Origin of the sequence: Streptomyces sp. NBC_00287, assembly GCF_036173105.1 — a bacterium.
GTDB lineage: Bacteria > Actinomycetota > Actinomycetes > Streptomycetales > Streptomycetaceae > Streptomyces.
Genome location: NZ_CP108053.1, coordinates 1,280,678 through 1,302,108, shown reverse-complemented (window position 1 = coordinate 1,302,108; position 21,431 = coordinate 1,280,678). Strand labels below are relative to the sequence as shown.

Annotated in this window: 15 protein-coding genes; 6 read left to right on the top strand and 9 right to left on the bottom strand. The window is 69.3% G+C overall.

What is annotated here, in order from left to right; translation table 11 throughout:
• Positions 1-60 precede the first annotated feature (60 nt).
• Both OHT76_RS06155 and OHT76_RS06150 read left to right on the top strand, forming a co-directional pair.
• A complete protein-coding gene (locus OHT76_RS06155) occupies positions 61-1,899 on the top strand; it encodes an HSP90 family protein (RefSeq protein WP_328869726.1) in 1,839 nt (612 codons plus the stop codon).
• A 2-nt stretch (positions 1,900-1,901) separates the two neighbouring features.
• Positions 1,902-4,835 carry a hypothetical protein gene (locus OHT76_RS06150; protein ID WP_328869725.1) on the top strand — a complete coding sequence of 978 codons (2,934 nt, stop codon included), beginning with the start codon at positions 1,902-1,904 and terminating at the stop codon, positions 4,833-4,835.
• Positions 4,836-4,934: 99 nt separating this feature from the next.
• On the opposite strand, the gene katG is transcribed toward OHT76_RS06150, so the two are convergent.
• The 4 genes from katG to OHT76_RS06130 form a co-directional block, all read right to left on the bottom strand.
• Complete coding sequence (gene katG / locus OHT76_RS06145; RefSeq protein ID WP_328869724.1) at positions 4,935-7,124, bottom strand: catalase/peroxidase HPI; 2,190 nt, start codon at positions 7,122-7,124, stop codon at positions 4,935-4,937.
• A gap of 199 nt (positions 7,125-7,323) precedes the next feature.
• Positions 7,324-8,376, bottom strand: coding sequence for an alcohol dehydrogenase catalytic domain-containing protein (locus OHT76_RS06140; protein ID WP_328869723.1), 1,053 nt, complete (start codon positions 8,374-8,376; stop codon positions 7,324-7,326).
• Between the two features lie 26 nt (positions 8,377-8,402).
• The gene (locus OHT76_RS06135) at positions 8,403-9,410 is read right to left on the bottom strand and encodes an NADP-dependent oxidoreductase (protein WP_328869722.1); all 1,008 of its coding nucleotides are present in this window, start codon (positions 9,408-9,410) and stop codon (positions 8,403-8,405) included.
• Between the two features lie 354 nt (positions 9,411-9,764).
• Positions 9,765-11,240, bottom strand: a complete 1,476-nt coding sequence (locus OHT76_RS06130) for a non-reducing end alpha-L-arabinofuranosidase family hydrolase (protein ID WP_328869721.1) — start codon at positions 11,238-11,240, stop codon at positions 9,765-9,767.
• Positions 11,241-11,862: 622 nt separating this feature from the next.
• On the opposite strand from OHT76_RS06130, the gene OHT76_RS06125 reads away from it, so the two are divergent.
• Positions 11,863-13,293 (top strand): endo-1,4-beta-xylanase, encoded by a 1,431-nt coding sequence (locus OHT76_RS06125; RefSeq protein ID WP_328869720.1) that lies wholly within the window; start codon positions 11,863-11,865, stop codon positions 13,291-13,293.
• 32 nt (positions 13,294-13,325) lie between these two features.
• Positions 13,326-14,693: an RICIN domain-containing protein gene (locus OHT76_RS06120; protein WP_443049725.1), complete on the top strand. Its 1,368-nt coding sequence runs from the start codon at positions 13,326-13,328 to the stop codon at positions 14,691-14,693.
• A gap of 841 nt (positions 14,694-15,534) precedes the next feature.
• Here the strand turns inward: OHT76_RS06120 and OHT76_RS06115 are convergent.
• Both OHT76_RS06115 and OHT76_RS06110 read right to left on the bottom strand, forming a co-directional pair.
• The gene (locus tag OHT76_RS06115) at positions 15,535-15,810 is read right to left on the bottom strand and encodes a hypothetical protein (RefSeq protein ID WP_328869719.1); all 276 of its coding nucleotides are present in this window, start codon (positions 15,808-15,810) and stop codon (positions 15,535-15,537) included.
• Positions 15,811-15,953: 143 nt separating this feature from the next.
• Positions 15,954-16,187: a DUF2568 domain-containing protein gene (locus OHT76_RS06110; protein WP_328876461.1), complete on the bottom strand. Its 234-nt coding sequence runs from the start codon at positions 16,185-16,187 to the stop codon at positions 15,954-15,956.
• 11 nt (positions 16,188-16,198) lie between these two features.
• Between OHT76_RS06110 and OHT76_RS06105 the strand changes: the two genes are divergently transcribed.
• Both OHT76_RS06105 and OHT76_RS06100 read left to right on the top strand, forming a co-directional pair.
• Positions 16,199-16,654, top strand: a complete 456-nt coding sequence (locus OHT76_RS06105; protein WP_328869718.1) for an aromatic-ring hydroxylase C-terminal domain-containing protein — start codon at positions 16,199-16,201, stop codon at positions 16,652-16,654.
• 86 nt (positions 16,655-16,740) lie between these two features.
• Complete coding sequence (locus tag OHT76_RS06100) at positions 16,741-18,897, top strand: MMPL family transporter (protein ID WP_328869717.1); 2,157 nt, start codon at positions 16,741-16,743, stop codon at positions 18,895-18,897.
• 55 nt (positions 18,898-18,952) lie between these two features.
• Here the strand turns inward: OHT76_RS06100 and OHT76_RS06095 are convergent, their stop codons facing one another.
• The 3 genes from OHT76_RS06095 to OHT76_RS06085 form a co-directional block, all read right to left on the bottom strand.
• On the bottom strand, positions 18,953-20,461 hold the full coding sequence (locus OHT76_RS06095; RefSeq protein WP_328869716.1) for a HAMP domain-containing sensor histidine kinase: 1,509 nt from the start codon (positions 20,459-20,461) through the stop codon (positions 18,953-18,955).
• Entirely contained in the window at positions 20,458-21,150 is a 693-nt protein-coding gene (locus OHT76_RS06090) for a response regulator transcription factor (protein ID WP_328869715.1), read from the bottom strand. The genes OHT76_RS06095 and OHT76_RS06090 overlap by 4 nt, the downstream gene beginning before the upstream one ends.
• A gap of 119 nt (positions 21,151-21,269) precedes the next feature.
• Positions 21,270-21,428, bottom strand: coding sequence for a hypothetical protein (locus OHT76_RS06085; RefSeq protein WP_328869714.1), 159 nt, complete (start codon positions 21,426-21,428; stop codon positions 21,270-21,272).
• Positions 21,429-21,431 lie beyond the last annotated feature (3 nt).

The following is a 21,431-nucleotide window of genomic DNA, read 5'->3' as shown; positions in this document are numbered from 1 at the left end:
TCCGGCCGGTCCCGCGGACCACCGCCCACCCCCGCCGCTTCCTTCACCCCGGACTGCCCCATGCCTCTGCGTGACACCTCCGCCCACCAAGCCGCCACCGACCGTACCTTCCAGGTCGACCTCCGCGGCCTGGTGGACCTCCTCTCCCACCACCTCTACTCCAGCCCCCGCGTCTACCTGCGCGAACTCCTGCAGAACGCGGTCGACGCCCTCACCGCACGGCACGCCATCGAGCCCCAGGGTGCCTTCGGTATCCGGCTGTACGCGGACGGCGCAACCGTACGCGTCGAGGACGACGGCGTCGGTCTCACCGAGGCCGATGTGCACACCTTCCTCGCCACGATCGGCCGCAGCAGCAAGCGCGCCGAGAAGATCGCCGAGCAACGCGGCGACTTCATCGGCCAGTTCGGCATCGGCCTGCTCTCCTGCTTCCTGGTCGCGGACGAGATCCATGTCCTGAGCCGCTCCGCCCGCACCCCCGACGCCCCCGCCGTGGAGTGGCGCGGACGCGGCGACGGCAGCTACACCGTCCGCACCCTGCCCGCCTCCGCCCGCCCCCGGCCCGGCACCACCGTCACGCTGACCCCGCGCGCCGACGCGGGCGAGTGGACCCGCCCGGCACAGGTGCACGCGCTGGCCCGGCACTTCGGCTCCCTGCTGCGCCACCCAGTGACCTTCGACGACGGCACAGGCGGCCCGGGCGCGCCCGTCAACCCCGACCCGGCACCGTGGGCGCGTACGCATCCCACGCCGGGAGCCCGATCCCGAGCGCTGGCCGCGTACGGCGAGGAGGTCTTCGGGTTCACGCCGCTGGACACCATCGAGCTGGACCTGCCCGCCGTGGGCCTGAAGGGCATCGCCTGCGTACTGCCCGAGGCGGTGCCGGCCGGTCGCCGGCACGGCCACCGTGTGCACGTCAAGGGCATGCTGCTGTCCGAGCAGGCCGAGGAGATCCTGCCCGAGTGGGCCTTCTTCGTCCGCTGCGTCGTCGACGCCGAGAGCCTGCGCCCGACGGCGTCCCGCGAGTCCCTGTACGAGGACGACACCCTCGCCGCCGTACGCGACGCCCTGGCCGAGCGGCTGCGCGCGTGGATCGCCCGGGCCGCCGCCAGCGACCCGGACCTGCTCCATCGTTTCCTCCAGGCCCACCACCTGGCCGTGAAGTCGCTCGCGGTGCACGACGACGAGATCCTGCGGATGCTGCTGCCCTGGCTGCCGTTCGAGACCACAGACGGGCACTGCACCCTCGACGAGTTCGCGCGCACCCACCGCACGGTGCTCGTGACGTCGAGCGTGGAGGAGTTCCGGCAGGTCGCGGCGATCGCCTCGGCCGCCGGGCTCGGCGTCGTCAACGGCGGCTACACCTACGACCGTGAACTGGTCCACCGGCTGCCCGAGATCAGGCCCGAGGCCAGTGTCGCCGACCTCGACCCGGCGACCCTCACCGCCCACCTCGACCCCGTCGACCGGGAGACGGAACTGGCCGCAGCGGCCTACCTCGCCCAGGCCCGCGACGCCCTCGCCGTCTTCGACTGCGATGTCGCGCTGCGCACCTTCCAGCCCGCCTCCGCCCCCGCCCTCCTGGTGGACAGCCGCGAGGCCCGACACGAGCGCACCCGCTCCCAGCTCGCCCGTGAGCAGGAGGGCGGCCTGTGGGGCGACATCCTCGGCGCCCTGCGCCAGGAGGCCCCGCGGGCCCAGCTGATCCTCAACCAGCTCAATCCGCTGGTCCGCACCGCCGTCGCCATCGACGAGCCCGAACTGGCCCGCACCAGCGCCGAAGCCCTCTACGGGCAGGCCGCGATGCTGTCCCGGCGACCGCTCAGGCCCGCCGAATCGAGCCTGATCAACCGCTCCTTCCTCGACCTTCTCGCCCACGCCCTCCGCAAGGACAGCTGACGATGCCGACCGCACCCCAAACCACAGACGAGCTGCTCCAGGCGCTCCAGGAGAACGACCGGCGTCCCTACGGCCGTACCCGCACCGTCACGGCCGAGGAACTCGTCGACGCCGCCGAGCAGTTCGCGGACCCCGTCCCGCTCGTCCACGCGCTCTTCGAACTCCAGGAGGCGTACACCTACGGCTCCGAACCCCGGAAGTCGCCGGTGGTCTTCGCGCGCCTGCTCACCCTGTTCGACGAGCAGCCCGACGTCTTCGACGAGCGTCTGCGCCACATGCTGTTCTGGCGTTTCAAGTGGGTGGCCAACGCCTTGCGCGCACTGCCCGAGATACCGCTGGCGAGCATGCGCCAGTGGCTGACGGAGATGCGCGACCGGTACGAGAAGGCCGACCTCGGCCTCCAGCCGTACTACGGACAGGCCTACCAGCTGGCCGCCCATGTCGGCGAGGACACCACCGTCGCCTACGAGTTGTGGGCGGGCCGCACCCGCACCAGGCTCAGCGACTGCGAGGCCTGTGAGATCTGCGAGCGCGCCCTGTACCACCTCACGGCGGGCGACGACGAGCGGGCGCTGCGCACCTGGGAGCCGGTCCTGGCCGGGAAGGAGTCCTGCCAGGAGGAGCCCGCCCGCTCCGTCTCGTACGCCCTGCTGCCCCTGCTGCGCACCGGCAGCACCGACCGGGCCCGCGAACTGCACCTCGCCGGCTACCGAGGCTGCCGCCGCAACCCCTCGATGGCCCAGGAGGTCGGCCGGCACCTGGAGTTCTGCGCACTGACCGGCAACGAGGCACGCGGCCTGGAACTGCTCGCCGAGAACCGGAACCTGTTCGACGAGGTCGACTCGCCGCTGGATCTGCTCGGTTTCCTCACCGGCGTGGAGGTCCTCCTCCAGCGCGTCGAACTCCTCGGCCACGGCGAACTGCCCGCCGCCGGGTACGCGGGCCGCACCTGGACGGTGGCCGGCCTGCGCGCCGAGGTGCGCGGCCGCGCCGGCGACCTCGCCGCCCGCTTCGACACCCGCAACGGAACCACGGCCCACACCGACCGCCGCAAGGCCCGCCTCGACCGCGCCCCGCTCGTGGACGCGCTGGAACTGACCCTGCGCACCCGCGCCCTCGACGACGTGGCCCCGGCCACCCCGGTCGCCGCCTCCGCCGCTGCTACGGCCGCCGCCGTCCCCGACTCCCTGCCCGAACTCATCCTCCGAGCACGGGAGTTGCACGAGCAGGGGCACCCGGACGCACTGGCCTGCTGGGCACGGCTGCGTACGCTCGTCGCCGCCCGCGACTACGCCCATCCCGAGGACCCGGCCGTGGGCCCGCTCGACCAGCTGCGTGCGGATCTGCTGGCCGAAGAGGCGGGCCGGGCGGGGGAGAAGGACGAGTTCGCCGACGCCGCCGCCCTGTTCGAGGAGGCCGCGGCCCTCTACGACGACGCGGGAGTTCCCGGCTACGCGGCACTGGCACGAGCGAGCGCCCTGCTCGCCGCCGCCGAGATTCCCGGGGAGGACGCCGCCGACACCGAGGCGAAGGCCGCCGCGCTGACCGCCGCCCACACGGCGATGGTCCGCCTGCACGAGGAGACGACCGGTCTCGCCCCGTACCAGGAGGCCCGCCTGCTGCGATCGCGCGCGACCGCACTCGGCCTGCGCCTGCAGACCTCGCCGAGCGAGGAGCACGCCGCCGCGGCGCTCGCCGAGGTGGACCGGCTGCTCGCGTTCGCCACCCGGCACGAGATCGCCGGCCCGATCTCCGGCGCCCTGCTGCTACGGACCAGCGCCTACGCCATCTCCGGCGACCTGCCCGCCGCGGTCACCGAGATCGACGCCCTCCTCGACCGTCTGAAGGCCCACGGCCCTGCCTGGCACCTGCCCCGCACCCTTGGACTGCGTGGCCGACTCCAACTCGCCCTCAGGGACGCGCAGACCGCGCACGCGAACCTCACCGAGGGCCTGCGGCTGGCCGCCGACTGGCCGGCCGACGCGGTCGACGCCGCCCGGCTGCACGGTGATCTGGCCGAGGTCTGTATGCACCTGGGCCGCCCTGACGAGGCCCTGCGGCACCTGACGCGCTCCGCGGAGCTGGAGCTGCGCAGCGGCAGCCGGACGGACGCGTTCTGTGCCTACAGCAACGCGGCACAGCTCACCCTCGACCTGGGCCGCGTCGAGGACTGCATCGCTCTGCTCGACTCCCTGCTGGCGGAACCGGACGTCACCGCCGGAGAGCTGGACGACCGGATCGTCGCTCAACTGCGCCTGACCCGTGCCCGCGCACTGCACACGGGGGAGGACCTCAAGGCCGCCACGGCGGAGTTCGTCGCCCTCGCGGCCGAGTCGGCAGGCTGGGACGACGACCCGGGAAGCCACGCCATGATCGCCGCGGAGACGGCCGTACTCCTCGGCGAATCCGGCGAGTTCGGCCGCGCCCGCGAGGCCGCGGACCAGGCGCTCGCCGCCCACGCCCGGGCCCCGCGCTACGAGCAGCTCAGCAACTGCCTGCGCGAACTCGCCCGCCTCCAGGCCCAGCAGGAGGGCCCCGACGGCCTGGCAGGCGCCCGCGTCTTCCTCACGGACGCGGGCCGGATCGCCGACGAGGCCCGCGCCGCCGAGTACCAGGCCCACGGCCGCTCCCTGGACACGGCCCTGGCCTATGAGCACGGACGGGTCAACGCTTACGCCGGCGAGTACGAGGACGCCCTGACCGCCGTGGACAAGGCCCTCGCTCTGCTCGGCGAGCCGGGAACGGACGAGGACCGCGCCGGCGAGTGGGCCGAGTGTGTCCGCCTCGCCGGTGCCGTGGAGGGCATCTACCTGGAACGCCCGGCCCCCGCGCTCACCCGCCTCGACGCGGCGATCTCCCGCCTCAGCGCGCTCGGCCACACCGAGGAGACCGAGGCGCTGACCTCCCTGGCGGCCCGACTGCGCGACGAGGGCTGACGCGGCACGCTGAAAAGGGCGCCTGGCGGGGGCAACTGCCCCGGTCAGGCGCCCCTCGACACGGGACCCCGCGTCACTGCCCCGAACGGGACCTCGGGCTCAGGAGAGGTCGAACCGATCGAGGTTCATCACCTTGTCCCATGCGGCCACGAAGTCACGCACGAACTTCTCTCCCGCGTCCTTGGACGCGTAGACCTCCGAGACGGCTCGGAGCTGGGAATGCGAACCGAAGATGAGGTCGACGGCGGTGGCTGTCCACTTGACCTCACCCGTGGTGCGATCCCGACCCTCGAAAACGTTCTCGTCCGAGGTGGACGCCTTCCACTCCGTGCCCATGTCGAGCAGGTTGACGAAGAAGTCGTTTGTCAATGTCTCCGGGCGGTCGGTGAAGACTCCGTGCGGGGATCGCTTGAATCCGGTATTCAGGGCCCGCATGCCGCCGATCAGAACCGTCATCTCGGGAGCAGTCAGCGCCAGCAGGTTGGCGCGGTCCAGCAGGAGAGTCTCCGGCGACAACTTCTCCCCCGACCGGAGGTAGTTGCGGAAACCGTCCGCCTTGGGTTCGAGCACGGCGAACGACTCCACGTCGGTCTGCTCCTGCGAGGCATCCGTGCGCCCGGGAGAGAACGGAACGGTGATGTCGTGCCCGGCGTCCTTCGCGGCTTGCTCGACGGCCGCGCACCCGCCCAGGACGATCAGGTCAGCGAGTGAAACCTTCGTTCCGCCGGTCTGTGAGGCGTTGAAGTCCTGCTGGATCCGTTTCAGGGTCTGCAACACCTCGGCCACCTCGGGCAGGTTGTTGACCTCCCAGTCCTTTTGCGGTGCCAGCCGAATCCGTGCCCCGTTCGCCCCGCCGCGTTTGTCGGTGCCACGGAAACTCGCCGCTGCCGCCCAAGCGGTGGTGACCAGCTGGGAGATGGACAGCCCCGAGGCGAGGATCCCGGCCTTGAGGGCAGCGATGTCCTCGTCCCCGATCAACTCGTGATCAACCTCGGGAACCGGGTCCTGCCACAGCTGGGGCTCGGCGATCCACGGGCCGAGGTAACGGGAGACGGGTCCCATGTCGCGGTGCAGCAGTTTGTACCACGCCTTGGCGAACGCTACCGCCAGCCTGTCCGGGTTCTCGTGGAAGCTCTTTGCGATCGGCCCGTAGACCGGATCCAGCTTCAGCGCGAGGTCCGTCGTCAGCATCATGGGAGCGTGCTTCTTCGACGGATCATGAGCATCGGGCACGGTGCCCCTGGCCGAGGGATCCGTGGGAGTCCACTGCTTCGCGCCGGCGGGGCTCGTCGTCAGCTCCCAGTCGTACCCGAACAGGTTGTCCAGGTATCCGTTGTCCCACTGGGTCGGCGCGGAGGTCCATGCGCCCTCGAGCCCACTGGTGAGCGCGTCGGCGCCCTTGCCGCTGCCGTACGTGTTCCTCCAGCCGAGACCTTGCTGCTCGGTGGGGGCTGCCTCGGGTTCCGGGCCGATGTAGCTGGCGTCGACCGCACCATGGCACTTGCCGAAGGTGTGGCCGCCGACGATGAGCGCAACCGTCTCCTCGTCATTCATTGCCATGCGCCCGAATGTCTCTCGAATGTCCCTGGCGGCAACCATCGGATCCGGGTTGCCGTTGGGTCCCTCGGGATTGACGTAGATGAGTCCCATCTGTACGGCACCGAAAGGACCCACGAGTTCCCTGTCGCCGCTGTATCGCTCATCTCCGAGCCATGTGTCCTCGGGCCCCCAGAAGATCTCCTCGGGCTCCCAGATGTCCTCGCGCCCGAAGCCGAACCCGAACGTCTTGAACCCCATGGATTCCATGGCACAGTTGCCGGCGAAGACCAGCAGATCGGCCCAGGAGATTTTCCGGCCGTACTTCTGCTTGACCGGCCAGAGCAAACGGCGCGCCTTGTCGAGGCTCGCGTTGTCCGGCCAGCTGTTGAGCGGGGCAAAGCGCTGCGCTCCGCTGCCGCCGCCACCCCGGCCGTCTGCGATGCGGTACGTCCCGGCGGCATGCCAGCTCATCCGGATGAACAGCGGCCCGTAGTGACCGTAGTCGGCCGGCCACCAGTCCTGGGACCTCGTCATCACTTCGAAGACATCCTGCTTCAACGCGTCGACGTCGAGGGTGGCGAACTCTGTCGCGTAGTCGAAATCCTCGTCCATCGGATTGGAGCGGGACGAATGCTGGTGGAGAATCTGAAGGTCCAGCTGATTCGGCCACCAGTCCCGGTTCGTCTTGGGCCGAGTCGGCGTGGGAGTCGGGGAGGGGATTGCTGGGTTTTCGCTTTCACTGCCGGACATGCCCGTCCTTCTTCCTGTCTCCGTGTTTCCTTGTGCTGGGTCGGCGTCCGTATGGTCGCGTACCGCAGGTGGCATCGCCACGAAACACGCAGAGCGCCCCCGCATGACAAACGGACGAGAAGAGACGGATTTCTCGAAGCGGGGGCGCCAGGAAGTGCCTTTTATGGGAGGAAGCCTTGTCTTCCTTTGTGGAACAGGGTCAGCGGGTGGGGTCCAGGAGGATCTTGCGGACGCCGTCGGAGCGGTTGGCGAACAGTTCGTACGCCGCCGGGCCTTCGGAGAGGGCGAAGCGGTGGGAGACGACCGCCTCCGGCTTGATCCGGCCGGCACGGGTGAGGGCGATCAGGGTGGGGAGTTCGTAGTGGATCGAGCAGAGCCCGATGGCGAACTCCAATTCCTTGATCTGCGCCAGTCCCATGTGGAAGGGGAACGCCTTGTTGTGGCTGACCCCGATGACGCTGACCCGGCCGGCCTGCCGGACCGCCTTGAGGGCGAGCTCGATGGTGGCGTCCGAACCCACGGCCTCCACCACCGCGTCCGGTCCGCGTCCGCCGGTCATGTCCCGCACGGCGGCCTTCGCGTCCTCGCCCTCGACCGGCACGACCCCCAGGCCGGCGGCGAAGGCGCGGCGCTCCGCGACCAGGTCCGCACCGAGCACGCGGGCGGCGCCCATCGCGAAGGCGGACTGGGCGGCCATCAGGCCGACCGGGCCGAGGCCGATGACCAGAACGGTCTCGCCGGGCTGGATGCGGGCGCGGCGGCAGCCGTACCAGGCCGTCGGGGCGTTGTCGGTGAGGACGACGGCGGCCTCGTCGGAGATGCCCTCGGGCAGGGGCACCAGGTTGATGTCGGCGTACGGCACGGAGAGTGCCTGGGCCTGGCTGCCGGGGAGTTGGGGGCTCACGCCGTAGCAGAGCTCCGTACTGGACTTGGCGCGCTCGCACCGGGCGGTGAACCCGGCCGCGCACGACCGGCACAGTGTGCAGCCGGCCGAGGCGGGCACCAGGACCCGGTCGCCTGGCTTGAAGCGGGTGACCTGGTCGCCGGTGTCGACGACCACGCCGACACACTCGTGTCCCGGTGTGTAGCCAAGTTCCGGGCTGAACGGGTTGCCCTGGTAGATGTGCAGGTCGCTGCCGCAGATGCCGGCGGTGGTCACCTGGACGACCGCGTCGGTGGGGCTGGTCACCGCCGGGTCGGGGACATCGCCGTAGCGGATGTCGTGACGGCCGTGGTAGCTCAGTGCCTTCATCGGATCGCTCCCTCCCCTCTGCCCGCTCAGTCCGCGATCTTCAGCACGAGCTTGCCGTGGTTCTCCCCACGGAACAGCCGCATCAGCGTGTCGGGGAAGTCCGCCACTCCACCGGTGACCACGTCCTCCAGGGACGTCAGCCGGCCCTGCTCCCGCCACGCGGCCATCTGCGCGATGCCCTCGGCGTAGCGGTCGGCGTAGTCGAAGACCACCATGCCCGTCATGGTGGCCCGGTTGACCAGCAGCGACAGGTAGTTGGCGGGGCCCTGCGGCTCGGTGCTGTTGTACTGGGAGATCGCGCCGCAGACGATGACGCGGGCACCGCGCGCCAGCCGCAGCAGCACGGCGTCCAGGACGTCGCCGCCGACGTTGTCGAAGTACACGTCGACGCCGTCGGGAGCGTACTCGCGCAGCGCCTTGCGGATGTCCTCGCTCCGGTAGTCGATCGCGGCGTCGAACCCGAATTCGTCGACCACCATCCGGCACTTGGCCTCGCCGCCGGCGATGCCGATGACCCGGCAGCCCAGGATCTTGGCGATCTGCCCGACGACACTGCCGACCGCCCCCGCCGCACCGGAGACGACGACCGTCTGCCCCGGCTCGGGACGCCCGATGTCGATCAGGCCGAAGTAGGCCGTCAGACCCGACATGCCGAGAGCGCCGAGATACGTCGGCAAAGGGGCCGCCGCCGGGTCGACCTTGGTCACGCCGAGCCCGTCCGACACGCAGTACTCCTGCACGCCGAACGAGCCGGACACATGGTCCCCGACCGCGAACCCGGAGTGCCGGGAGGCGATCACGCGTCCCACCGCACCGGCGCGCATCACCTCACCGATCTCCACCGGGCGGATGTAGGACCTGCCCGCGTTCATCCAGCCGCGCATCGCCGGGTCGATCGACAGACAGAGCACCTGCACCAGGAACTCCCCGTCTCCCGGCTGCCCGACCGGCTCCTCGACGTGCTCCCAGTCGGTGGGCCGCGGCTCTCCCACGGGACGTGCGGCCAGGCGGACCTGGTGGTTGCTTCTGCTCATCTCCGGCGGCTCCTTCGACGGTCGCGCTGTCGTGCATACCGTCCAGTCGGTATGGTCGGTGACTGTACGGTGCCGTCCCGCAGGAGGCAAGAGGGGCTGACGCGGCGTACGGCGTAAGCGTGCGGCTCCCGTCGCAGGCGCGGAGTTCCGTCACTCGCAGAACGCGTTGACGCCCTCGTCGCTCGGCGAGCCATGAGACCAGCCGCGCCTTGCTTCCGGTGTCCAGGGGAAGCCCGACTTCTTCCCGGTTGAATCGTAGGTCCACCCCGCGGGTGGTCTGCGCCCGGGCGGGCTCGGCCTTCCGCCGAGCCCGCCGCGCCGGCTCCACACCGGAGCCGGACTCGTGGCACGCCGTTAGCGCTGCAGTGTCAGCAGACCCGGACGGTAGGGCCATTGGCCGTAGTCGCCGCCGGAGTTGGGGTCGCGTCCCTGGTAGAGGAACTGCAGGTTGCAGGGATCGACGGTGAAGGTCTGATCGGCGCTGGTGCGGATCAGTTCGCCATGGCTGATGTCGTTCGTCCAGGTGGCGCCGCTGTTGGCCTTGCCGGCGAAGGGGTTGCTCTCGGTCGCGGCCTGGGGTGTCCATGAGCCGTTCAGACTGGTGGCCGTGAACGAGCGGAAGTAGCGGCCCTGCGAGCCGATCGCCTCGACGATCATGAGGTAGCGGTTCTGGCCCTGGAGCTTGTAGACCTGCGGGGCTTCGAACAGGTTGTTCGTCGTATCGCTCATGATCGTTGTGTAGGTCGAGCCGAAACTGCCCGGGAAGTTCCCGATCGGCATGCTGGCCCGGTAGATCTTGCCGTTGTCACCGGCGAAGAACAGGTACATGTTCGTGCCGTCAGCGATGAGCGTCTGGTCGATGGGTCCTGTTCCGGAGTCGGGGAGGCTCCCGGAGAAGAGCACCTGCTGTGCTGACCAGCCATTGGGGTTGGTGGGGTCGCTCGACGTCCGGTAGGAGAAGGCGCTCCCACCTCCCCACTGGTAGGCGAGCACCCAGATGTTCTTCGGCGCGAAGTAGAAAAGCGTGGGCGCGACAGTGGAAGTCGACATCGTGTTCTGGCTGGCCGAGGCCATCTCCGGCCAGTTGGTGAACAGGCCGAAGTTCATCGAACCCCAGCCCGTTCCCGCTCCCGCGCCGTGCGTCGTCGCATAGACGAGATGCTTGCCGTTGTAGGGGGCGACGGTGAAGTCCTTGAGCGAGGCCCACCCAGCCTTGGGCTGCGCCAGCGCGCCCGTTGATGTCCAGCGGTATGTCGACGGAAGATCGCACGGGCCAGGGTTGCCGCTGCCGACCTTGACGAGCTGCCACTGCTGGTTGGCGCCACCCCAGTCGTCGTACTGGACGATGTTCGCGTTGTCGGCGGTGGAGCCGCCTTGTACTTCCAGGGCCTTGTTGCTGTGGCGCGCGATGAGCCGCACGTAGCCGTCCGAGCTGCCGGCCAGTCGCCACTGCTGGTTGGTGCCGTTCAGGTCGGCCCACTGGACGATCGAGCCGCCGTTGGCGGTGGAGAAGTTGTGGACGTCCAGCACCTTGCCGGAGTGGCGGGACTTGATGCGGTAGTAACCGCCGCCGGAGTCGACGAACTGCCACTGCTGCTGGTTCTGATCGTTCCTGGTCCATTGGGTGATGCGGGCGCCGTCGTTGGTCGCCAGGTTGTAGACGTCCAGGGCCTTGCCGCTGTTGCGGTTGACCAGCACATACGAGGCGTTGGGGTCTACGGTCGCCGCGTCGGCGGGCTGGGCACCGAGGAAGGTAGCCGCGAGCAGCAAGGGTGCAAGGACGGCGAGTAAGCGTCTTGGACGGACCGGGGACGGGCGGCGAAACCACACTGGAGGGCCTCCTTTGGGGGCAGGGGCATCTCGAAATGTTTCGAAGAATTTCCGAATGCTTCGACGCCACAAGCTAGGAATGCGGGGCTCTCTGGTCAAGGCCTGTCACCGATCTGTCTACAAACAGCGCCTCCCCTTTGGGGTTGACAAGCTGTCACGCCGACTAAAAACCCCGGAGTTTGCGGTACAGCTCGCCAGTCCAAGGCGTCCGCGCGGAGGGCAAAAGTCGAGCAAGCGGCGCCCGCGCGCTCGTCCCGGCCCCGGCCCTGCGGCGTCCGCCGACGGTGGCGCCGGGGTTCGCCGTCCGGCTCGCCGGGATTTCAGAATGTTTCGGGCGAGGAACGGAAACTTTTTCGGCGGAGAGTATTGACGATCCATCGTCAATACTTCAATCTCCCTGTCTGGGAAACCGGCCAAGGTTCGAGATATCGAACCTTGGCGGCCCCTGAGCAATCTGTGCTGCACGGCAGATCCACGCACAGCTGCACTCCGATGACCGCGGTGTCCGGTGATTCCGTGCTGCCCGGGTCCCGGCCCGCCCGGTCCGTCTGCCGAGTGGGAGCGGACGACGCATTCCCCTGCGCTTCAGTCCTTCCGTGATTTCTACCTTGGAGGCACAGCCATGGGCTCGTATGCCCTTCCCAGACCCGTTATCCGCCGGAAGATCCGCGGTCTGCTGTTGGCGCTGGTCGTCGGCGGCCTCGGTGCGGCCGGCACGCTGGCCGCGCCGCCGCCCGCACACGCCGCGGAGAGTACGCTCGGCGCCGCGGCGGCGCAGAGCGGCCGTTACTTCGGCACCGCCATCGCCTCGGGCAGGCTGGGCGACTCGGCGTACACGTCGATCGCGAGCCGCGAGTTCAACTCGGTGACGGCCGAGAACGAGATGAAGATCGACGCCACCGAACCGCAGCGGGGCCAGTTCAACTTCACCGCCGGTGACCGCGTCTACAACTGGGCGGTGCAGAACGGCAAGCAGGTGCGCGGCCACACTTTGGCCTGGCACTCCCAGCAGCCCGGCTGGATGCAGAGCCTCAGCGGCAGCAACCTGCGCCAGGCGATGATCGACCACATCAACGGCGTGATGACCCACTACAAGGGCAAGATCGTCCAGTGGGACGTCGTGAACGAGGCCTTCGCCGACGGCGGTTCGGGAGCCCGGCGCGACTCCAACCTGCAGCGCACCGGCAACGACTGGATCGAGGTCGCCTTCCGCACGGCGCGCGCCGCCGACCCGGCCGCCAAGCTCTGCTACAACGACTACAACGTCGAGAACTGGACCTGGGCCAAGACCCAGGCCATGTACAACATGGTCCGCGACTTCAAGCAGCGCGGCGTCCCGATCGACTGCGTCGGCTTCCAGGCCCACTTCAACAACGACAGCCCGTACAACAGCAACTTCCGCACCACCCTGCAGAACTTCGCCGCCCTTGGCGTCGATGTGGCCATCACCGAGCTCGACATCCAGGGCGCCTCGCCCACGACCTACGCCAACGTGACCAACGACTGCCTGGCCGTCCCGCGCTGCCTCGGCATCACCGTCTGGGGTGTGCGCGACAGCGACTCCTGGCGACCGCAGCACACGCCGCTGCTGTTCAACTCCGACGGCAGCAAGAAGCCCGCCTACACCGCCGTCCTCAACGCACTCAACGGCGGCTCCACTACGCCCCCTCCGGGTTCCGGACAGATCAAGGGCGTCGGTTCAGGCCGCTGCCTTGACGTGCCCGGCAGCAGTACCACCGACGGCACCCAGCTCCACCTGTGGGACTGCCACAGCGGCACCAACCAGCAGTGGACGCACACCGCCTCCGGTGAACTCAGGGTCTACGGCAACAAGTGCCTGGACGCCGCCGGCACCGGCAACGGCGCCAAGGTCCAGATCTACAGCTGCTGGGGCGGCGACAACCAGAAATGGCGCCTCAACTCCGACGGATCCATCGTCGGCGTCCAGTCCGGCCTCTGCCTCGACGCCGTCGGAGCCGGCACCGCCAACGGCACCCTGATCCAGCTCTACTCCTGCTCGAACGGCAGCAACCAGCGCTGGACCCGCACCTGATGGGACCTGCCACAAACGAAAGGGGTGAACCGATGAAGACCTACGGTGCGGCTTCCCCCGCCCCTCCACGCAGACATCGCTGGTGGTCCCGGGTCGCCGCCGTGGTGGCGGCGGCCCTCGCGATCGGCATGCTCGCCGTGGTGAATCCGGCGCCCGCCGAGGCGGCGACGGTGGACACCAATGCCTGGTACGTCCTGGTCAATCGCAACAGCGGCAAGGCGCTGGACGTCTCTGGCACATCCACCGCCGACGGCGCGCGGGTCAGCCAGTGGACGCGCCACGACGGAGCCAACCAGCAGTGGCAGTTCGTGGACTCCGGCGGTGGCTTCTACCGCCTCAAGGCCCGGCATTCGGACAAGGTTCTCGACGTGGCCGGCGCCTCGACCGCAGACGGTGCCGCGATCCAGCAGTGGGCCGACCACAACGGGGCCAACCAGCAGTTCCGCCTGGCCGACTCCGACGCGGGCCACGTCCGGCTGATCAACCGCACCAGCAGCAAGGCGGTCGAGGTGCAGGGCGCCTCCACCGCCGACGGTGCCAACGTCGTCCAGTACTCCGACTGGGGCGGCGCCAACCAGCAATGGCAGATGATCAAACTGTCGTCCGGTGGCGGCGGATGCGGCAGCGCCCCGTCTCTGGCGAGCGGTACGCACACGATTCAGAGCGGCGGCAAGAGCCGCAGCTTCATCCTCAGGGTTCCCGCCAACTACGACAACAGCCACCGCTACCGGCTGATCTTCGCGTTCCACTGGCGGGGCGGAACCGCCGGCGACGTCGCCTCGGGCGGCACGAGCGGGAACGCCTGGTCCTACTACGGCCAACAGGAACAGTCGAACAACGGCGCGATCCTCGTCGCCCCCCAGGGCCTCGGCAACGGCTGGGCCAATTCGGGCGGTGAGGACGTCACCTTCGTCGACGACATGATCCGGCGCATCGAGGCCGGACTCTGTGTCAACCCGGCACAGCGCTTCGCCACAGGATTCAGCTGGGGCGGCGGTATGAGCTACGCACTCGCATGCAGCCGGGCGAACGTCTTCAGGGCCGTCGCGGTCATCTCCGGCGCTCAGATCAGCGGGTGCAGCGGCGGCACCCAGCCCATCGCCTACTTCGGAATCCACGGCATCAGCGACAACGTCCTCAACATCGGGCAAGGACGATCCCTGCGCGACAAGTTCGTCGCCAACAACGGCTGCACCGCCCAAAGCCCGCGCGAGCCCGCCCCGGGCAGCCGAACGCACATCACCACCACCTACTCGGGCTGCCGTGCCGGATACCCGGTCCAATGGGCCGCGTTCGACGGAGGCCACATACCCGGTCCGGTCGACGGCTCCCCCAACGAAAGCGGCGTCGCCACCTGGACCAAAGCAGAGATCTGGAGGTTCTTCGCACAGCTCCAGTGACCCGCCCGCACAGCGGAGTGGAGCCAGGACGATCCTGGCTCCACTCCGTCGACGTCTAGAAGAAGCCGAGCTTCCGAGGGCTGTAGGAACACAGGAGGTTCTTCGTCTCTTGGTGGTACACGAGCAGTACCCACGTTGACCTGCGGTGACGGTGCGCTGTCGGCGGGCGGATGGCAACGTGGTCCGGGAATGGCCCGGATCTTGGTCTCGGACATGTGACCCGGACTACCCTTCGGCCTCCTCAGTGCGAGACGTTCACAGGCGCAGCTGCCGCTTGTCGTCAAGCTTCGGCGGGGTGCAGCAAAGACAACGTTCGGTTCAGCAGCGGGCTTCCGGACGTCGTCGGCGGCCGAAGAGCGGCGAGGGAGCGAACCTCGTCGTTGAGTCGAGCAGCGGACCCATAATCCGTCGGCCGCGGGTTCGAGTCCCACCCGCCCACCTGCGCAGGTCTCTGACCTGCGGAAACGTTCATTCTTTCGGGTGGAGGAGCATCAACTCTGCCTGAACGGACTGAATCCGTTGCTCGCGGGTTTGGTGTTGTGGCTGTCGGTGGCTCTTCGAACTGGCCTGACCTGCATAGATGTGCTGCCGCCGCGGTCGGGGACGTTGCTGAATATGGCCGGTGTGAGCGGCTGGACGTCGAATTCGGGACGCTGGCAGGACACAGGGAAACGGGTGTCCGTTCCGATGCCGTGCCGTCGATGCCCGCCAAGGCTGGGCAGGGGCATCCGAGTGGTGGGGTGGCGCGAGGTTGGGCCTCGGCTTCGCTGATCACTGAGCCGCTGCTGAGGTCGGCCGGAGCGACGGGCTTAACGGCCCGTACTGAAGACGGCCGAACTTCTCAAGGAGTCGCATCACGAGGCTGCGAGTCGTGGCCGCGAGGTACTACGAGGCGTTGGTCCGCTACGGGGAAAGCGTTCTCGTGACGGACCTCCAGGGCCGGCATCATCAGGGCCGCTGCTCGGGTTCGGCGGGTGCCGAGGGTGAGGTCGGTGGGGTGGCCCTGGTCGCGCAGCGGGGTCGTGATGCCGGTGTGGGTGCGGCCGTAGCGGGTGGCGTGGCGGCTTTCGTCGTGGTTGGAGAGGGCCCAGGTGGCGGGGGCGCCGACCGTCGCCATCGGTGATCGTGGGGGCGATGACCTCCCTTAGCTTGTCTGCCTCGCGGGCGCGCTTGAGGAAGTCGAAGTTGGGTGTGGCTCTGTGGGAGGGATGGCTCCGCCGGCGCACATTCGGCCAACGGCGCGAACGTATCGGAGGCGGATCAGTGGCTGAGCAGCCAGCCGATTCGGTCGTAGGCGAGGACCTGGTAGCCGACCATGATCACAAGGAGCCGGCGGGCCGCGCGGGGCAGGCCGGCGAAGTTGAGCGCGGCCACCGCGCCGAAGAACACAGTGAGTTCGAGGAGTAGGCGCACTGGTCCGGGGGTGTGGATATCGCTCTCGCCAGAACGGGACGGGTCATCCGGCACGGCGAAGGAACCCCCCGCCCAGCCCACAGCCACGGGTAATGCGACGACCGGCAGCCAGCGCCACGGAGAGGGGACCTTGCGCCAGGACCCTCGGCGACGCCCACCGGTACGTCGCCGACATGCTCGCCGGCATGGACGTCCGGTACGACCTGGGCGACGACCACCGGCTCGTCGGCACCCTGTGCCCGGACATGAAGTTGACGCTGGAGCGGCCCGACCCGGACGTCGGCACCGCGGTGACCCGGTCGGCGGACCTGCTGCGTGAGGGTCGTGGGCTCCTACTCGACCTCGTCGACCGCGCGCAGGTCCGCGACGCCGCGGCCGCGTGGACCGGACGGGTCAACACCGTCACCGCCCGCATGGACCGGGTGGACGTCGACGCGTTGCTCATCCGGCCTGACGGCTGTGTCGCCTGGGTCTTGCCTACCGGGCAGGGCCTCGCCGCCACCACGCTGGTGCGTGCGCTGGGCACATGGTGCGGCCAACCGGCCTGAGCACCGCATTAACAGTCGTCTCAGGTTCGCTCCGTATGAAGTAGGCGTCCAGATGAGCGAGGCAACTCGTATGTAGGAGGCTAGTGATGGCAGTCAACGCAGCGCCGTCCGGGGAAGCGCCGGCCGGTCGGTTGGCAGGCCGGTGGGTGCCGTGGTTGGTGATTGGCTTGTGGCTGGTGCTGGCGGCGGGCATGGTGCCGCTGAGCGGAAAGTTGAGCTCGGTCACCACCGACAGCGCCGTAGACACCCTGCCGGCCAGTGCCGAGTCCACCAAGGTGGCGGTGCTGGACGACAGTCTCCCCGGCGGTGACAACAACACGTTCGTCTTCGTGTACCACCGAGCCGACGGCATGACCGACGCCGACCGCGCGACGGTCGAGCGCCACTACAACACCCTTGCCAAGCGGTACCCGCCGAAGGCGAAGGCGACGGCGGCGGCCGGCGAGGACGACGAGGGCTCACCGACGAGCCCCTCCACCGACCGCAAGGCGATGATGTTCACCCTCGAGGTGAGCACGGCCTACGGCGCACCGGAGGACATCGTCGGCCCGTTACGTGACGCTGCGAAGGACCGCCCCTCCGGCCTGGAACTCGACGTGACCGGCCCGGGCGCGATCGACGGCGACATGGATGCCGTCTTCGACGGCATCGACGTGCAGGTCCTCCTCACCACCATCGTCGTCGTCACGCTCCTGCTCATCCTCACCTACCGCAGCCCGGTGTTGTGGATCATCCCGCTGGTGGCCGTCGGCGCGGCCGCACTGACCTCGATGGGGACCGTCTACCTGCTCGTCAAGGGCTTCGGCATCGTGGTCAACGACCAGAACTCGGCGCTGTTGACGATCCTGGTCTTCGGCGTCGGCACGGACTACGCGTTGTTGCTCATCGCTCGATATCGGGAGGCACTGCACCACCATGAGAACGTCCGGGTCGCGATGGTCCACGCGCTACGCGGCGCGGCGCCGGCCATCGTCGCGTCCGCGGCCACCGTGGTCGCCGGCCTGCTCTGCCTGCTCGTCGCGGACCTGAACAGCACCAGCGGGTTGGGCCCGATCGGTGCGGCCGGCATCCTGTGCGCGCTGGTGGCCATGCTGACGCTGTTCCCGGCGGTGCTCGTGGTGCTCGGCAGGCGGATCTTCTGGCCGGCCATCCCGCGGTTCAGCACGGCCGTGGAGGAGAAGCCGGGGCTGTGGGGACGGCTCGGCACCGCCATCAGCCGTCGCCGGTGGGTGGCGACGCTCGGCTCGTTCGGAGTCCTCGGCGTGCTCGCCCTCGGGCTGGCGGGCAACACCGGCGCCCTGCGGGAGCAGGACCAGTTCCTTTCCGCGCCGGAGTCGGTCACCGGCTTCACCGTTCTGCGCCAGCACTTCCCGGAGCTCGGCGGCCAGCCGATGACGGTCTTCACGCGGCCGGCGCACCAGGAGCGGGTGCTCGACATCGTCAAGGACACTCGCGGTGTGGCCCTGGCCATCCCGGAGCAGACCAGCGGTGGCTGGGCCAACATCTCCGTGTTCCCGAAGGACGCGCCGGACACCGTCGCGGAGTACGACACGATCAAGCGGGTGCGTACCGCCGTGCACGCGGTGAGCGGGGCGGAGGCGATCGTCGGCGGGCCGAGTGCGGAGAACCTCGACACCGAGGTGACCATCAAGCGCGACGAGAAGCTGGTGATCCCGCTGGTGCTCGCCGTCGTCCTGATCGTCCTAGGGCTGCTGCTGCGCGCGATCCTGGCCCCGCTGGTCCTGATGGCCACCGTGATCGTCTCATTCGCCGCGGCCTTCGGCGGCAGCGTGTTCGTCTTCGACACGATCCTCGGGTTCAAGGGTGTCGACTATTCGGTGCCGCTGCTGGCATTCCTGTTCCTGGTGGCGCTCGGCGTCGACTACAACATCTTCCTGGCCAGCCGGGCCCGGGAGGAGACCGTGCGTCTCGGCACCAGAGAGGGCATGCTCAAAGCCCTCTCGGCCACCGGTGGCGTCATCACCTCGGCAGGCCTGGTCCTGGCGGCCACGTTCGCGGTCCTCGCCACACTTCCGTTGGTGATGCTGATCGAGGTCGGGTTCCTGGTCGCCTTCGGCGTGCTGCTCGACGCCCTGCTGGTGCGGTCGGTCCTGGTGCCCGCCCTCACCCTGCTGATCGGCCGACGGATGTGGTGGCCGAGCCGGCTGTCGCGTCCAGCGGCAAAGCTGCCGGACGGTCAACAGCCGCTCGCCGACGATGAGGAGCCCGCGCTGCAACGGTGAGCGCGGCGGCACGGACGAGATCCGGGACGGGCCCCAGGCCCGTCCCGGATTTTTTTCATAGGGCTCGACGGCTGTCGCTCTTTGGTCCTGAGCCGTGCGGCCGGGGCTGTGGCCGGCGCATCGCGGTGTCCTCCTGGGCGGTGAGCCGCGCGATCGGGGCGGGCGGGGCCGCGGCCGGAAGGTCGACCCGAAGCAGCGCGCCACCGCGTGCGGAGCGGGCGACGGTGGCCAGGCCGCCGTGGGCGTCGACGACCCGCTGCACGATCGACAGCCCCAGACCGGATCCCGGCAACGCCCGGGCGCTGTCGGCACGGTAGAACCGGTCGAACACCCGCGGTACGTCGGCGGCGTCGATGCCCGGCCCGGCGTCGTCGACCTCGAGCACCACCGACGCGCCCTCGGTACGGAGCCGGACCTGGACCGGCTGGTCCGCGGGAGACCACTTGCCGGCGTTGTCGATGAGGTTGAGCACCGCCCGCTCGAGCGCAGCGGGACGCCCGCTCACCCACACGGAGGTCACGTCGAGCGCGACCTCGACGTCGGGCGTGCGGGAACGTGCCCGGGTCGCGGCGGCCGCCACCACGTCGGCGAGGTCGAGCAGCTCGGTGTTCTCGTCGCTGACGTCACCGCGCGCCAGGTCGGTCAGCTCGGCGACAAGGGTGCTCAACTCGGCCACCTGGGCGCCGAGATCGTTGAGCAGCCTGGTCCGGCTCTCCGCCGGCAGTGCGCTGTCCAGGGTGCCGCGCCGATCGAGCCGGATCAGCAGCTCGACGTTGAGGCGCAGGCTGGTGAGCGGGGTCTTGAGCTCGTGGGCGGCGTCCTCGGCGAGCAGCCGCTGGGCCCGCCGGGAGTCCCGGAGCGCGGCGAGCATGTCGTTGATCGACTGGATCAGCCGCCTGATCTCCCCACCGCCCTCATCCGGGATGTCGGCGTCGAGATCCCGGGTGTGCGCGACATGTACCGCGGCGGCGGTCAGCCGGTCGATCGGTGCCAGCCCGGTCCGCGCCACGGTCCGCCCGACAAGGGCGCCACCGACCACGCAGAGCAGCCCGATCAGCAGCATGCCGAACCCGAACTGGTTGATCGGGCTGTCGTCGGCGACCTGGGCCACCTGGACCGCGCCGTCGCCCGCCCGCAGCGTGTAGATGAGGTAGCCGTCCTCGTCGCTGTCGTTCGACTCCATCAGGTCGGCCGACGCGCCCTGCGCCACGCGCCCGGCGTGCTCGCTGACCGGGGGCAGCGCGGGTTGGCCGGCCGGCGTCCGGGTCGAGCCGTCGGGCAGGATGACCCGCACCAGCCGACCGGATCCGGGATACGGCGGTAGCTGTACCTGCGCCAGACCGGCGCGCTGCGCGTTCGTCACCAGGACGCGGGAGTCGGCGCGCAGCTGACTCTTGGCGCTGTCCTGCAGCTCCCAGCCCAGTAGTTGGCTGGCCACCTGGAAGGCCACGAACACGCTGACCGCGATGGCCGTCGCCGCGATCACCGTCAGCCTGCTCCGCAGGGACCGCCGGCGCCACCATCGGGTCAGCCGGCGCGGTTCCCGGCCGGCGGGCCTGCTCACGGAGGAGTCTCCCGCAACGTGTATCCCAGGCCGCGCAGTGTGTAGATCAATCGCGGCTCACCCTCGGCCTCCATCTTGCGGCGCAGGTAGCTCACGTATACCTGGAGGTTGTTGGCGGTTGCGCTCATGTCGAAGCCCCAGATCGCCTCGAACAGCGCGTCGCGGGTCAAGACCCGGGTGGCGTTGCTCATGAGGACCTGCAGGAGGGAGAACTCGGTCCGGGTCAGGCGCAGCGGCCGTCCGCCCCGCCACGCCTCGAACCTGTCGGGATCGAGCCGGACATCGGCGAACGACAGGATCTGCGACTCCTCGTCGGTCGGCGTGCGCCGGCGCAGCAGGGCCCGCACCCGGGCCAGCAACTCCTCGGTGGCGAACGGCTTGGGCAGGTAGTCGTCGGCGCCCGCGTCCAGCCCCGTGACCCGGTCGGAGACCTGGTCACGGGCGGTCAGCATCAGCACCGGCAGATCCCGGCCCGCGGCCCGCAACCGCCGGCAGGTCTCCAACCCGCCGAGGCGGGGCATCATCACGTCGAGGATCAGCAGATCGAGCGTGTCACCGTCGGCCCCACCGACCCCGTCGAGCACGGCGAGACCGTTGGCGACGGTGCTGGTGTCGTAACCCTCGACCTGGAGCACCCGCTCCAGCGAATCCCGGATGGCCGCTTCATCATCCGCGATCATGATCCGCACGCCGGCCCGCCCCCTTCCAGTCGATGTTTTTGCCGCTCATTGTCCCCGATCAACCTGAGGCCAGGATTAGAGCGTTGTTGGGGACCGCGCTCTTACGGATACCTAAGAAATGGAACCTACTACGAGCATCTGCCCCGCAGTTCGGAGTCGCGGGTGTACTGGGCGATGGCCGCGGTGATGCTGCGTCGGCTTACCGGGACGACCACATCGGCCTGGCGCACCGCATGACCGGCGGGGAGCTGACGCTCGGCGCGGTGCTGGCGCGGCTGGAGGAGCACCCC

What these genes read in the sequence shown, in the direction of transcription:
- OHT76_RS06155 (WP_328869726.1), top strand. Translation starts at nt 61, where the DNA reads ATGCCTCTGCGTGACACCTCCGCCCACCAAGCCGCCACCGACCGTACC.
- OHT76_RS06150 (WP_328869725.1), top strand. Translation starts at nt 1,902, where the DNA reads ATGCCGACCGCACCCCAAACCACAGACGAGCTGCTCCAGGCGCTCCAG.
- katG (WP_328869724.1), bottom strand. Translation starts at nt 7,124, where the DNA reads ATGTCCGGCAGTGAAAGCGAAAACCCAGCAATCCCCTCCCCGACTCCC.
- OHT76_RS06140 (WP_328869723.1), bottom strand. Translation starts at nt 8,376, where the DNA reads ATGAAGGCACTGAGCTACCACGGCCGTCACGACATCCGCTACGGCGAT.
- OHT76_RS06135 (WP_328869722.1), bottom strand. Translation starts at nt 9,410, where the DNA reads ATGAGCAGAAGCAACCACCAGGTCCGCCTGGCCGCACGTCCCGTGGGA.
- OHT76_RS06125 (WP_328869720.1), top strand. Translation starts at nt 11,863, where the DNA reads ATGGGCTCGTATGCCCTTCCCAGACCCGTTATCCGCCGGAAGATCCGC.
- OHT76_RS06120 (WP_443049725.1), top strand. Translation starts at nt 13,326, where the DNA reads ATGAAGACCTACGGTGCGGCTTCCCCCGCCCCTCCACGCAGACATCGC.
- OHT76_RS06115 (WP_328869719.1), bottom strand. Translation starts at nt 15,810, where the DNA reads ATGGCGACGGTCGGCGCCCCCGCCACCTGGGCCCTCTCCAACCACGAC.
- OHT76_RS06105 (WP_328869718.1), top strand. Translation starts at nt 16,199, where the DNA reads ATGCGACGACCGGCAGCCAGCGCCACGGAGAGGGGACCTTGCGCCAGG.
- OHT76_RS06100 (WP_328869717.1), top strand. Translation starts at nt 16,741, where the DNA reads ATGGCAGTCAACGCAGCGCCGTCCGGGGAAGCGCCGGCCGGTCGGTTG.